This window comes from Candidatus Enterovibrio escicola, assembly GCF_002464935.1.
Lineage (GTDB): Bacteria > Pseudomonadota > Gammaproteobacteria > Enterobacterales > Vibrionaceae > Enterovibrio > Enterovibrio escicola.
Map to the genome: position 1 here is coordinate 28,155 of NZ_NBYY01000029.1, position 14,200 is coordinate 42,354.

Annotated in this window: 7 protein-coding genes and 6 pseudogenes; 4 read left to right on the forward strand and 9 right to left on the reverse strand. The window is 38.9% G+C overall.

Annotated features, from left to right (window positions below; genetic code table 11):
• Positions 1 to 270: 270 nt before the first annotated feature.
• From BTN49_RS09675 to BTN49_RS09695, 5 genes and pseudogenes are all read right to left on the reverse strand, one after another.
• Positions 271 to 828 (reverse strand): sugar transferase, encoded by a 558-nt coding sequence (locus BTN49_RS09675; RefSeq protein ID WP_199399528.1) that lies wholly within the window; start codon positions 826 to 828, stop codon positions 271 to 273.
• A gap of 585 nt (positions 829 to 1,413) precedes the next feature.
• Positions 1,414 to 1,965, reverse strand: a complete 552-nt coding sequence (gene pgsA / locus BTN49_RS09680; protein WP_097357015.1) for a CDP-diacylglycerol--glycerol-3-phosphate 3-phosphatidyltransferase — start codon at positions 1,963 to 1,965, stop codon at positions 1,414 to 1,416.
• Positions 1,966 to 2,007: 42 nt separating this feature from the next.
• Complete coding sequence (gene uvrC / locus BTN49_RS09685; RefSeq protein WP_097357016.1) at positions 2,008 to 3,834, reverse strand: excinuclease ABC subunit UvrC; 1,827 nt, start codon at positions 3,832 to 3,834, stop codon at positions 2,008 to 2,010.
• A gap of 1,397 nt (positions 3,835 to 5,231) precedes the next feature.
• A pseudogene (locus BTN49_RS09690) lies at positions 5,232 to 5,851 on the reverse strand (transposase).
• Positions 5,852 to 6,000: 149 nt separating this feature from the next.
• A complete protein-coding gene (locus BTN49_RS09695) occupies positions 6,001 to 7,833 on the reverse strand; it encodes a response regulator (RefSeq protein ID WP_097357017.1) in 1,833 nt (610 codons plus the stop codon).
• Between the two features lie 680 nt (positions 7,834 to 8,513).
• On the opposite strand from BTN49_RS09695, the pseudogene BTN49_RS18245 reads away from it, so the two are divergent.
• Positions 8,514 to 8,768 (forward strand): annotated as a pseudogene (locus BTN49_RS18245) (IS30-like element ISVsa7 family transposase); the annotation flags it as partial.
• Positions 8,769 to 8,920: 152 nt separating this feature from the next.
• Here BTN49_RS18245 and BTN49_RS09700 read toward each other — a convergent pair.
• Positions 8,921 to 9,244, reverse strand: coding sequence for a transposase (locus BTN49_RS09700; RefSeq protein ID WP_097357018.1), 324 nt, complete (start codon positions 9,242 to 9,244; stop codon positions 8,921 to 8,923).
• Between the two features lie 942 nt (positions 9,245 to 10,186).
• On the opposite strand from BTN49_RS09700, the pseudogene BTN49_RS18250 reads away from it, so the two are divergent.
• Together BTN49_RS18250 and BTN49_RS22505 are read left to right on the forward strand one after the other, a co-directional pair.
• Positions 10,187 to 10,943 (forward strand): annotated as a pseudogene (locus BTN49_RS18250) (IS5 family transposase); the annotation flags it as partial.
• 263 nt (positions 10,944 to 11,206) lie between these two features.
• A pseudogene (locus BTN49_RS22505) lies at positions 11,207 to 11,963 on the forward strand (transposase).
• 618 nt (positions 11,964 to 12,581) lie between these two features.
• Here BTN49_RS22505 and BTN49_RS09725 read toward each other — a convergent pair.
• Positions 12,582 to 12,845, reverse strand: a complete 264-nt coding sequence (locus tag BTN49_RS09725; RefSeq protein ID WP_097357021.1) for a GrxA family glutaredoxin — start codon at positions 12,843 to 12,845, stop codon at positions 12,582 to 12,584.
• A gap of 382 nt (positions 12,846 to 13,227) precedes the next feature.
• Positions 13,228 to 13,655: pseudogene (locus tag BTN49_RS18255) on the reverse strand (transposase); the annotation flags it as partial.
• Positions 13,656 to 13,750: 95 nt separating this feature from the next.
• Here BTN49_RS18255 and BTN49_RS22510 point away from each other — a divergent pair.
• A pseudogene (locus tag BTN49_RS22510) lies at positions 13,751 to 13,998 on the forward strand (IS982 family transposase); the annotation flags it as partial.
• A gap of 45 nt (positions 13,999 to 14,043) precedes the next feature.
• Here the strand turns inward: BTN49_RS22510 and BTN49_RS21150 are convergent.
• On the reverse strand, positions 14,044 to 14,200 hold a 157-nt coding region (locus tag BTN49_RS21150; RefSeq protein WP_146678983.1), incomplete at its 5' end, for a zinc ribbon domain-containing protein.

Sequence of the window (14,200 nt, forward strand, 5' to 3'; positions counted from 1 at the left end):
CCCGTCACCCTGAAGGGCTTTATTGTTTAGTCTCAACCTATACACGGCAAGGAGGCAAGAGATATCGTCACTTAAGGCAGGGAGATAAAGGAGATCGAAGCGGTCGTTATAATGATCACCATGAAAGATTAGTCATTTTATATGAGAAGCAATCTGTTAAACAAATAACTATTTTAATCTAAAATAACTCAAAGAAAAAGAATAAAAATATTGTTTAGACAGTTAAAAATATATTGATATACTTTTTCTGTAACTAGGAAATAGAGAGACTTATATTTCTTTTATATTGTCACCTGAGCCTTTACCTATCACTGTTTGAATGATGTAAGTAAAGTAATTTCTCATCGACATGCTATCAATCATTCTCTTATCCCAAATAGCAAGTTTTTCTGGCGTAGACATATCTATAGCGTTTACTTGCGCTAACCCCGTGATACCTGGGAGAACCTTAAATACTCCATTTTTTTTGCGTTCTTCAATCAATCTATTTTGGTTAAATAAGCAAGGTCTTGGGCCAACCAAACTCATTTCACCTTTTAATACATTAATAAGCTGTGGAAGTTCGTCTAGTTTCATTTTACGTAAAATAGTACCAAATCTCGTTATTGATGAGTGACTTACTAAATGTGTGGCTACTGAGATGGTATCAGGTGCCATGGTTCGAAATTTAATCAGTGTGAATGGTTTTTGGTGTTTACCAACTCGCGTTTGATAAAAAACCGGATCTTTAGTATCGAAATATCCTACCACGATGATGATAAGCAACACGGGCCAAAGAAAGAATAAGCCTATTAGAGCAAAGAAGAAATCAAGAAATCTTATCATAATTTATGATTCAGTAGCATCTACTCTTACTCACTTTTCTCATCCAGTAAGACTATATATCCATCTCACTTAAAGTTCAGAATTATTAACTGTATTTGCTATAAGCCTCTTTACTTCTCAGTGTGGATCAACGTACGTAAGAGTAGCAGTTATTTATTCATTTCAGAAATACTTCTACTCATATTTTACCACTTCCAAGGGTGTTATTGATTAAATTAGGCCTATAAATACCCTGATCCCAATTTTTTTATAATCTTAAATTATCTGCTGGCGAACAGGAATATAGAGTCCTATAACTTTATTCATCGCTTTCACATTGGCCAGCGATTTACTAACTTAAGCATTATAATTAACATGAGCTGCGCATAAGAAATGCTAATGTGCTTTTACACAGTACGTAAAGACAGTAACAGACTTAAGAAGAGTCAAGAAGGAAGTGACTACCTTCGCTCAAGTACGGATCAACCATCGGCCTAAAGAATGTTTAAGGTTTAAGCATCCTACCGTTATTTTCAATAAAATAATATTAGCAGTTTGATTGGAAAATGCCGCACTTCACACTGAATTCAGGTTGTCTACGAAGCACGGTTAGTCAGTATCCAGCAGTTCATCCTTTGCAGCCAACATATATTGATACATTGACCAATAGGTCAATGTCGTTGCAATATACAGCGCGGTGTAGCCAATATATATAACAATATCGTTCTGTCGCCAAATCATCATCGTCAGTGCAAACATCTGTGCTACCGTTTTAAACTTTCCAATCAAAGATACAGCCACACTAGCATGTTTCCCCAATTCAGCCATCCATTCACGGAGAGCTGATATGATGACTTCCCGAGCAATCATAGTTGCGGCTGGAATCGTCACCAAAATGGTATGATAATGTTCTGCTATCAAAACTAATGCGATTGCCACTATGACTTTATCTGCAACAGGGTCAAGAAAAGCACCGAACCGAGTCGTTTGTTTTAGAGTTCTTGCGAGATAACCATCAAGCCAATCAGTTGCACCCGCAATTACAAAAATCAACGCGGCAACAGGTGCCGACCATTGGTAAGGCATATAAAACGCAACAACAAAAAAAGGAATTAATGCGATGCGCGTAAGAGTCAAGATAATGGGGGTATTAAGTCGCATAGTTTCTATTTCAGATGAATGAGTCGTTATGGTGCTTTAAACTCACTGTTGTTGCAATGATGAATGAATCTTCTCTGCTAAAACCCTACTAATTCCAGGTACGTTAGATATTTCTTCAATAGATGCGTATTTAAGTTTACGAATTCCTCCCATATATTTGAGCAATGCCTGTCGACGTTTAGGACCAATCCCTTCAATTTCCTGAAGGACACTGGTTGTTTGGGCTTTTGCTCGTTTGGCACGGTGTCCTGATATGGCATGGTTATGGCTCTCATCTCGAATATGCTGAATCAGGTGTAACGCAGGAGAATCAGATGACATTGAAAACCCTTTTCCTGAAACCTTGATTAAGGTTTCAAGCCCCAGCCGACGCGTAGTGCCTTTTGAGATACCAAGCATGAGCGGATGTTTGGGCCAATTAACTAGCAATCGCTTAACCACATTCCATGCACGATTAATCTGCCCTTTACCGCCATCAATCAAGATGACATCAGGAATCTTCTCGGGATCAATATTTTTGTTGTAACGGCGTTCTAACGTTTGTGCCATAGCCGCGTAATCATCACCTCCCGTAATGCCTGTAATATTGTAACGGCGGTATTCTTGGTTCACAGGACCATCTTGGTTGAACACCACGCAAGATGCTACCGTTTGCTTACCCATGGTATGACTAACATCAAAACATTCTATTCGCTTAATAGGTGCAATACCAAGAGCGCCAGACAATATAGAGAAACGATTATGGATGGTTACTTTGTGATTAATATTACTTTTCAACGCGCTGGTGGCATTGGTTAGTGCTAATTTCAAAAATTGTGCTCGTACACCTCGAGGTTTGCTTTGTAAGCATACTTTTCGCCTTGAAATCTTCGATAACGACTTTTCTAATAAATCAAGTTCTTCACCCAAATCTTGGTTAATAACAATATGGGATGGAATGGTGCGCCTATCAACCTGATTCAGGTAGAACTGTCCAATGAAACTTGATGCCAGTTCAAATACTTCCGTATCTACGGGCATTGTTGGGAAGTAATTTTTGCTACCTAATATTTTACCTTGACGAAAAAATAGCACATGAATACACGCGATCCCATTCTCAACAGACACACCAATGGCATCTAAATTATCATCGCTGTTTTGAGAGACAAATTGTTGTTCTTGTGTTATACGCAGAGCCTGAATTTGATCACGGTACTCCGCCGCTTTCTCAAAGGCTAACATCATACTAGCGGCTTCCATTTTTTTTATCAGTATTCGAATCACTTCTAGATCCTTACCGTCTAAAAACAATCGAGTAAAGTTTACCAGTTCTTTGTATTCCTCATCGGAAATCATTCCACTCACACAAGGTCCTGCACAGCGACCGATTTGATACATCAAACACGGACGTGAGCGATTTTTGTAAACGGAGTCTTGACACTGACGGATCGAAAATATTTTCTGCAATGAATATAAACTCTGCCTTACAGCACCTACATCTGGAAACGGTCCAAAGTACTCACCTTTGCACTTTTTTGTACCACGGTGAATAGACAGCCTTGGATGTTTATGCGCTGACATGAATATATAAGGATAGGACTTATCATCCCGCAACAAGACGTTGTAACGTGGTAAAAATTGCTTGATGAGGTTATATTCGAGAATGAAGGCTTCAGTTTCACTATGTGTAATTGTGACTTCTACATCGGCGATGTTTCTTACCAATGCACGCGTCTTTTTACATGGTACATAGCTCCGAAAATAACTTGAAAGTCGCTTTTTCAGCGATTTTGCTTTACCAACATAGATAATTTCATTGGAGGCGTTAACCATTCGATACACGCCTGGTTTATTTGATACAGTTTTTAGGAAATCTTGTGCATTAAACACAATGAATAGATGAGTTTAAATAGTTTATGTGTCTAGCAGACACTATGCAGATTGTTAAATGAGTCATTTTAACATTACTTTTAATTTCCAATTTACTAAATAATTGATAAGGATAATTATTATCTTTGTATGAATGATAACTCATCCCCTTAGAGGGGTACGTTGTTTTTTGATCAGTTGTGACCATCATTATCAGTAATTCTCGCCCAAATAAATATTCAACGGATTCTCAACTGAAGGTGAGAACTGACTTCGTGCCTTCTGTTATTCATCCTTAACTAAAATACAGAATTTATCACTACTCACCACAAGTATATACCCTAACAATCTGAGGATGAAGGTTTCAGCTAGTTCTCCTGATGTCATGCTCAAGGCATTCTATGTAGGTATAGTGAGCTTCATCAAAAAGAGATAACACCAAGAATGCACGTCACTAGACGTGCCCTCCGTGAAGGTGTCGATGTGCTGATTTTGAGTATCTGATTAGTGTTCCAATTGAGCCAATTTTAGCGAGTACGCGAATTTGAATTTACCCTTCCAATACCTTTCAGGGTGACAACTTTATTTAGAAAGCATGACACCTGCAGTGCTGTACACCCTGACTGTCGAGTTTCTGAGCATACTTACGTACCTTCAAACCTTTTAGTTAGATAACTTGTATCATTTATATAAATAAATGCGTTATACGTACCAAAGTAGCACTTTAGCACAGTCATCACGCTTGTTCCTACACTCTAGTTTTAGCTTGCTTATATGCTGACTAGCACTCAAATTCATAGACTGTTACTTTATACAGTCTATACCAAAATATAGACGAGAGACATCTTAATTCTGCCTGAATTCAGGTAGTAACTGTGACACCTCTGTTTTAACGTAGAAAAGAAACTACCTAAAGGGATACGCTCTTTTCTCCAAGGGAATAAGCTGTACTACTATGAATCATCAGCAGTTAGCCACGGAAAGTGGCTACTAAGTTTCAGCCTTTGGGAACAGATAATTCCAATCTTCAATATCATAAAGACAATCAAGTACCATCGTTTGTTAATTTACCGTGAATTGAAAAAGTACCGTAATAAAGGTGCTTATTGCCTTGAAATTTCTCAAGATCTATTAACGAATAAGCGTAAGCTAACCTCAGATCTGCATAAGCGCTTGCTTATCAAGCCGAGTCATCTTGATATTCGGCTTCTTTGGTTGAAATGAATATGCAATAAACCCCGCCAGCAAGTTGCTCATAAAGCTAATACAACTACGTTACCAAAAATACTTGATTTGGGATATGTTTTTTAGTTGATCAAAAACGGTTTCAATAATAAATCATTTCTGGAGTATCAGGCGGTTCCAAAGTTTCATCACCTTTGATTTCATGTTTTTTTCACACCCGTTATCAGTGTCACTCACTTATCTGCTAGTTCCCGCTCCAATGGATCAGAGATATAATCTTTATATCCGTATAAACACCCCCAAAGCTCGTCAACCATTTCCGATACAGGCTTTCTATCATCTACGTTAGCCGTTGTCACTTTGACTGAGAGAATACCACCGTGGTTATTGATAATGGAGTGTGATTTGAAACCGTAAAACCACCCCATCGTTCCTTTTCTCGCTTCGCGGTACCTTTAAAAACCTGATATCTGAGAATGCGTAGGTTGTGACAAACCTGTAGCTTAGATGACTTAATGAAGGCAATCCCTGTCAGCCTTGCCTGACGGTGAGTAAGGTAAGAGCAAAGCGGAACCAGAACACCTTGCATGAGCTTGAGCATTTTCGTGTAGCTAACTAATTCAGGAAATTTGGTGGTGAGATAGCGGCAAACAAAGTGGATGTAATAGGTTTTGAAGTCTCGATACCCCGATTGATGGAAAGCTATCACTATAGTCATCACTTCGCTAACTGAGAGACGAGAAGGCTTATTTCTTTGTTTGATACTAGAAAAATTAGGCATTTTTCTCCATGCAGGAAGGAAAGTCTGACAGAAGTCATTGACATCGACGAAAACAGCGTCTAAGTTATTCATGCCAAAGTCCTTATGCAGGAAATAGTTTTTCTAAACGATCAGATCGCGACTTGGGCATTTAGTTCATTTATTAGGCACAGCCTAGGTTATTTACTGAATACACGACCTTAAGATTCGTAATCTTTTCCTGCATATATCCCTTGATCGATTCACTGCGTGCCTAATGTAAGATGTGTCTTTCCAACCCAATTTGATATTACATCAATCAGATGTTTCTTACTGACAGGTTTTGCTATAAAGTCATCCATGCCAAGCTTTTTACACTTTTCTCGGTCTTGTTCGCTGACATTCGCTGTCATGGCGAGAATAGGCAGTGTTTTACCATGTTCATTAAGGTGACGTATGACGTCACACGCTTCAAAACCATCCATTCCAGGCATTTGCAAATCCATTAATATAAGCTCAAAGTGATCACTCTTGATAGCAGCTATCGCTTCATGACCGTTGTTAGCAGTAAGGACAGTGAATCCTACTTTCTCTAACATTGTTCTGGCTACCATCTGATTGGCTAAATTATCTTCAACAAGCAAAATATGGGTGTCTTTAGTAGGACTATAAGAGTGTTGTTCCTCACCGAGGTGCTGGTTATCTCTGTGGTAGCGCATTTTGCATGGTAAAAGAATTGTAAACTCACTGCCCACCTCAGTTTTACTATTGAGTAGCAGTTTTCCGTTTAGTAATTCAACCAATTTTTTTGAAATAGCCAAACCCATCCCTACACCACCATATTTGCGCGCAAAAGTCGCATCTTTCTGAGTAAAAGGTTCAAAAATAGTATTTTGGTACACGGGGTCAATACCTATTCCAGAATCTTTAACTTGAATTTTTAATCCTTTGGGGAAAACATGGCTCACAATTAATTCAATTCTACCTTCAGAGGTAAATTTCAGTGAATTATTTACAAGATTGGTTAATACCTGAGCGAGTTTTCCCTTGTCTGTGAACACTAAAAATCGGTGGTTTAGTTCGTCACAAAGAGATATAGATATTCCTTTTTTCTGTGCACTTGCTTCAAACAAGGTAAGAACACTTTTGGCAAGTATACTTACGTCAAATTCAGTTTCATCTACATTTAACGCTCCGACGTCGATCTTAGAGTAATCTAAAATGTCGTTGAGCTGACTCAATAGCAAGTTTGCAGCATCACCAGCCATTGCCGTTAAGGATTTACAACACTCAGGAAGATTTTCTTCTTCCAGAATGTCTAAAACACCTATGATAGCATTCATTGGAGTTCGGATCTCATGACTCATGGTAGCGATAAATTGGGACTTGGCAATGTTGGCCGAAACAGCTTCGCTTCTTGCTTCTTCTAGTGCTGCTTCATGTTCTTCATGATCTCGGATATACTCTTCTAAATTATCGGCACAGCTGTCTAGGCGAGAAAGTTCATCATGCCATTTATCAATGTCCGGATTCGCGTGAGCGATAGAAATGAGGCGTTGATTGATCCTTGCTATAGGTGAAAGAATCAAAAATTGAGATATTAAATATATGATTGTTGCCAAAGTAAGTAATGTGACGGCAGTGTATAGACGCATTTGATCGACATGATAGTTAATATCTTTCATCATTTGTTTTTTACTTAGTGAAATCCTCATTGAACCTACGTATTGATTGGCATAATTAACACTATTGGTGAAATTTAACGCCATAGGATTATCACTATGTGGCCGATCGCCCCATTGTCCGACCTGCACACCGTTTCTGTTAACGATAGAGACATAACAAAGATCAGGGTAGTGGATCGCGAGCCCTCTGAGTTTCTTATCCAAAAATCCCCGCTGATCGGCAATAACGTCTACTGCAAGTATTGAGGTTAATGCAGAAAAATTAGCTTTGATTTGTGTGTCCATTTGTTGTTCAAGATATTGCTTTTCAAACGAGCGGATAACTTCACCAGCCACATAACTCAATCCCCCTGTTAAACTAATAACCAGTGTGATGTATTTGAGCCACAAGGGTAAATGAATTATTTTCATTTTACTGTCTCCAGTTACAATCGTGGCTATAAATCGTATATCGAGAAAAGTTCCCGTTTCTCAGTTTGAATGCGAAGTTGCATGTCAATGTAGTAAATAGTCACAAGGTTAATCACTTCCCGTGCGAATTCGTCACTTTTAACAGTGATATTGCATGCAACTTGCCAATGTGTGAGTTTCCTAAATAGGTTATCTGAGTTATGCTTTTCTGATGTAACCCAGTGTGAGAGGCTGAGTGCTTAGATCTATTTTATATCGAGCAACGATTGACTGAGGGTGATTACTTTAGATAGATTGCCTAATACTTGGCTGTGCTCACTCCGCTACCAGTCGAGAAATAAAGCGCCATATCCCAGACAATTTTTACGGGGTATACTGTCATCGTCTTGCATCAGCAAGATAATCATAACGTTACCGAGTTTCATAAACTAGAAAACCAGATAAATAAACTGCTGAAACAAGGCACACAGCAGTTGTTTGTTCAAGCTATAGAAGCCGAGGTTCAATCCTTGCTCAATAATTTCACATCACGCCAAGCAAACGGAAAGTAGGGAGTAGTTCGCAATGGTCATTTGCCTAAGCGGCACCTACAAACTAGGCTCAGCAACATTAACGTTAAAATCTCAAAGGTTCGAGATATAACAGAGAGCTGGGCGAATAAAAGTTGAAAACATTCCAACAAGCTCATTTCTGGTCGCGTAGATATCAGTGATTGCCCATCTAGCGTCGATGACAAAATTGATATTTGGCATTGGGAAGGTAATACGGTTTACGGGCAAGATGGTTATCTTGCCACGTTGGTTGAACTGGTATCGAAACTGCTGGTAACTTACCGTGTTAAGAGCAAGTCTAAAAAGACGTAACACGGGCGATTAAAAAGCTGCTCAGGCCGTTTAAATTTATCTGTAAAACAATAACCGTTCGATAACGGAGGTTAGTTTGCAGATCAGAACAAAAACCATATCAATTAACCACTATCGGAAGTAAATAAATCGAAGAATACACCATGTTTTGGGAGGGAGAACCTAACCAACTCCATCCATTTCCTACAAAACATACATTTTCAAGGATTACGACCTGCTACCTCTTAGGAAAGCTCTACATAGCGGATACGTTTGATGTAGCTCATCATTGCATCCACCAAGTCTCCTGCTGCCATCGCTATCACTTCATACCACTTCTTAAAGATCGCTGTCGCTTGAAGACCATAATATCTCAGTCGTTGAAATCCTTTAGGCAGAATGTGCTGAACTAGCCTGCCAACAAATACCTGAGCATCCACTGTTTCATACGTTTTCAACTTCGTTTTATGTGCTTGATAGTAATACCTGACTTGATGACCGTCATACCCAACTATCTTAGATAAATCTATCGGTAGGGATGACAACAATGACGGCGATTCCACACACATTGGTCTTAAAGTATGCCTAAATCAACTCGGCTAAGCAGGCTTCCGCCAAGACCATAAACCCAGAATATAAACGCTTCTGATTGGAGTGAGTATGGAAAGGAATATGAAGTTGCTCAGGCAATGTTAAGACACTTTATCGATAGCTCACTCTAGGAAACAGGAGATCGCCTATTTTGATCATACTCTCCCGTGCAGAACACTTTCCACATTGCGGATAATCTTTCCCCTTACAACTAAAGTTAACTTTATGTTGCCCTTAACCGCAACCCAAGCATTGGTAAGTGGCAAAACCATTTTCTGAGCTTTTACACTTCAGCATCTTAGCGATTTCTGAATGATAATAATCAGTGTCATAGCGGGGATGACTGGATATTAATATGGCCCAATTCGTAGCGAAAATACGTTTAAATCGAAGTACTTCAATTTGATACCTTTGAAACTCATTCATGCCTTTTATCTATTCAAGCGTGCTAAATCTATCACAGATATGGGACATGCCTTAAGTCCCACCACATATAGTTTCTGGCAGGAAAATACTAGGTGAAAGAACATGCTAAAGGAACCTTCCACAAAGCCACTAACAGTCTGTTTTTTTGCTGTATTTCATAGAAAAGGAAAACGTTCATTCATAAGAGTTTTAGCACGCATACGTCACCAGATTTGATTAGCTGTAAACTGGTTATAAACTCATAATGTGATGTTCAGTGAAATCATTATTTACCGACACACATGGCATGACAAGGGTAATGGGGGCCTCTATACAAGGATCTTCCCCATCATGGCAAACCATACAAAATCAAGATGAGCAGCGTCGACAAGGTAAAGATAAAGAACCGTGTTAGCATTGAAAAATAGCCGGATACTGCAGATGAAAAGATTGAGGTTGATCATTTCGACATTGACACTGTTGTAGAAACTGAGCACAAATATTTTCTGCCTCCCGCGAGAGAAACGGCACTGATGGTGAAAGGTATTTTTAAACTCCTACTTCATAGATTAGAAGGCTTTCTTAATTCAGTGTTTACGTTGATGAGTGTCCCGCTGAAATCCCTTACATACACCTGCATTAGCAAGCATTCTAAGACCGTAAAAGTTAAGTACCCTTTGCCGAGTCTAGGTGTGGGCGCTCACGTCATTATTGATACCACAGGCCTAAAAGTATACGACGAAGATGACTAAAAAACGCGTAAACACGGGAAGGAGAAGCGGTGTATTTGGCGCAAACTTCATCTTGTCGGTAATGTGTCTACTTATGAAATTATTGCTGCAACAGTTAATCTAATTTCTATGGATGACAATGAGGTTTTACCTACATTGCTTAACCCATTACAACAAAAGATACAGCAAGGCAGTGCTGCCGAAGCCTATGACACAAGAACATGTCACCAAATACTGAAGAACAAAGGAATAACACCCACTATTTTACATCGAAGCAACGCGGGGTACTGGGAGACAGGGTATCCTAAAAATGAAGCTGTAAAGGCTTTATAAAGAGAACAAACTAGTGGAGTATTAACAGGACATTGGTTATAACAAACGCTCATTAGCAGAGACAGAAATGTTTCGCTATAAACAATTTCTCAGCCCTCAACTTACTCTTCGTGATTACAATGCTCAAGTTAGTGAAGCACTGGTAAATGTAAAAGCGATGAACAAAGTTCTAAGACTCGGTATACCTATTCACCAGCAGACAAACTAATACTGTAAAAAAGATTGGGATCAGTGCGTTATAGGCCTGATTTAATCAACAACTCCGCACCAATGGCGTTAACTCTTACTTTCAAGTGCCAATCATGAACTCCATAGCATCAACTTCCTTTTTAGAGTACCTTGCGTTCGCAGCATACTCTTGGCAAAACCACTTTCATCTAAGTAACTTGAACTACGCTTAAGAAATGAACTAAATACCAAAGTCGCGATCTGATCGTTTGAAATAAACTATGACTGAACAAGGATTTGAGCATTAATAACTTAGACGCTGTTTTTAGCGATGTCAGCAACTTCTGCTAGACTTTCCTCCCTGCATGGGACAAACACCTAATTTCTTCCGATGTCAAACAAGGAAAGAAGCCTTTTCGCCTCTACGTTAGCGAAGTGATGACGATAGTGATAGCTTTCCATCAATCGGGGTATCGAGACTTCCAAACCTATTAAATCCACTTTGTTTGCCGTTACCTCACCAACGAATTTCCTGAATTAATCAGCTACACGCGAATGCTCAAGCTCACACAAGGTGTTCTGGTTCCGCTTTGCTTTTACCTCACTCACCCTCAGGTAAAGCCGACAGGGATTGCCTTCGTTTATTCGTCCAAGCTACAGGTTTGTCACAACCTACGCATTCTCAGACATCAAGTTTTTAAAGGTACCTCGAAGGGAGGAAAAGAAACGAGGGGGTGGTTCTACGGAGATACAGGTATATCTCTGGTCTATTGGAGCGGGAACTAGCAGATAAGGGAGTAACACTGATAACGGGTGTGAAAAAAACATAAAATCAAAGGTGATGAAACTTTAGAACCGCCTGATACTCCAGAAATGATTTATTATTGAAACCGTTTTTGATCAACTAAAAAAGATATCCCAAATCAAGTATTTTTGGCAACGTAATTGTATTAGCTTTATGATCAACTTGCTGGCGGGGTTTATCGCATATTCATTTCAACCAAAGAAGCCGAATATCAAGATGACTCGGCTTGATAAGCAAGCGCTTATGCAGATCTGAGGTTAAGTAGATGATGGGTCTACCTTTTGCTTTATATTTCTCTATTTTTTTCGCTGAAGTATTGGCGTTTTTGTTTACAAGTTTTAGGATAAAATATGGTTTTTTAAAGGTGATATTGAGATGCTTCAATGCATAGTGAATTGCAAGTTGAGTGACATTAAGGCATTATGCTCGCTACCTCTAGTAATCATCAGGAAACTCCTCTACATCCTTAAGTAAAATATTCTCATCCATTTTTATAGCGGGTTTATGTCTAGGAATACAAGCCTCCAGCTTATTAGCTAAACAAAATGAGATCCGAATTTCAACATCAAAATGAACGCTTATCTGTTTAATCGTTAATTTGTGTTCTTCTTTGTAAACCAAAACTCGCTTGTGAAAATCTAAATTTTAAACCATTTGCGCATGGCGCCACATTAATAGTTATCTAGCTATAACACCTGTGCATTTTACCTGACGGCGAACAGAATTCTCGGCACCAGAGGTGTGTGTGGTTTATACTCAACCTAGCTTGCTAGGTTAATTGCTTATACATTCCAATCAAAGATACCAAGCATTAAAATCACTTAGCTTGGAAAATCCGTACGTATAAGAACCTTAGATTAAGTAAGTTTATGGTTACTCGTAAAGGTACAGGTTTTCTTTTACATATACTTCGAAATCTGTGAAACCGCCTATGTGGTTTTGGTCAACAAAGATTTGAGGTACGCTATCTACAGGCTTCCCAATAGTTTTTTCTAAATCTGCTTTGTTAACCCCTTCAGCATGGATATCCACATAGCGATAGTTGAAATCATCAAGTTTAGCTTTTAGCTTATCGGACAAATCTTTAGCACGGACACAGAAAGGGCAACCAAGACGACCAAAAATAACAACGAACATAATTTATAATCCCATTTTCTTTGTTGTGTTGAATACATATCAATTATGCCTTAACCAGTTGTAAGATAAAATAATTTTTTATCTCAATTCAATCTAAACCACCTATCAATAAGTAAGATGTACGCATATACACAACCATTATTATCATTGCAGAGATCTAAACCATAGGCATAGTTAGGAGAAGTCCTCCACATCTTTAATTCAGTGAATAAGGAGTACATTATTACAGAGTTTAATCCATTTACAGATTGTAGTGGCAGCCTAAATTTAGGCACTTAATTTAAAGGTGATATCATCACCGTATGATGGGAGCAGGTAACACAATGGGCATTGTTGATTAAATTAGGCTTATAACGCACAGATCGCAATCTTCTTTATAGTCTTAATTTATCTGCTGTCGAACAGCCATAGCAAGTCTTATAACCTTGTTCATTGCTTTCATATTTGCTAGCTATTCACCAACTTGAGCATTGTAATCACGAAGAGTAAGTTGAGGGCTGAGCAACTGTTTATCGCGAAACAGTGCTGTCTATGCTAATGAGCGTTTGTGATAACTGCTGGCCTTTTTCACTCCGCCAATTTATCTTCTTCTAACGCCTTTATAGCTTCATTTTTAGGATGCCCCTCCTCCCAGTACCCCGCGTTGCTTCGAGGTGGAATATTGGGCGTTATTCCTTTATTCTTTAGTACTTTGTGACATGTTCTTGTGTCATAGGCTCCATCAGCACTGACTTGCTGTATCTTTCGTCGTAATGGGTTAATCAATATTAGTAAAACCTCATTATCACCAACAGAAACTAGACTAACTTCTGTAATTAACCTGAGCTGCGTATAAGAAATAAACCAAATACCAAAGTCGCGATCTGATCGTTTGAAAAAAGCTATTAACTACATAAGGCTTGAGCATGAATAACTTAGACGCTGTTTTCGTCGATGTTGACAACTTCTGCCAGACTTTCCTCCCTGCATGGTAAAACACCGAATTTCTTTCGGTATCAAATAAAGAAACAAACCTTCTCTCCTCTCCGTTAGCGAAGTGATGACGATAGTGATAGCTTTCTATCAATCTAGATATCGAGAATTCAAAACCTATTACATCCACTTTATTTACCACTACCTCACCAACGAATTTCCTGAATTAACCTCAGCAACCGTATGTGACTACTCCCCGCCCTAATCGGGCTAGGCTTCTTGTTTCTTAGGCCGCAACTCGTTCGTGACGAGATTTACGCAAGCTTCCACAAGCAGTAACGACGTGTCCCGCCGCTTTTATTTCAATTATTCCTTGATGCTGAATATTCAAGGCTGCATTAATATCTCGGTCATGTTGAATGCCACAGTTAGGGCACTTCCAA

What these genes read in the sequence shown, in the direction of transcription:
- pgsA (WP_097357015.1), bottom strand. Translation starts at nt 1,965, where the DNA reads ATGCGACTTAATACCCCCATTATCTTGACTCTTACGCGCATCGCATTA.
- BTN49_RS09695 (WP_097357017.1), bottom strand. Translation starts at nt 7,833, where the DNA reads ATGAAAATAATTCATTTACCCTTGTGGCTCAAATACATCACACTGGTT.
- BTN49_RS09700 (WP_097357018.1), bottom strand. Translation starts at nt 9,244, where the DNA reads ATGTGTGTGGAATCGCCGTCATTGTTGTCATCCCTACCGATAGATTTA.
- BTN49_RS09725 (WP_097357021.1), bottom strand. Translation starts at nt 12,845, where the DNA reads ATGTTCGTTGTTATTTTTGGTCGTCTTGGTTGCCCTTTCTGTGTCCGT.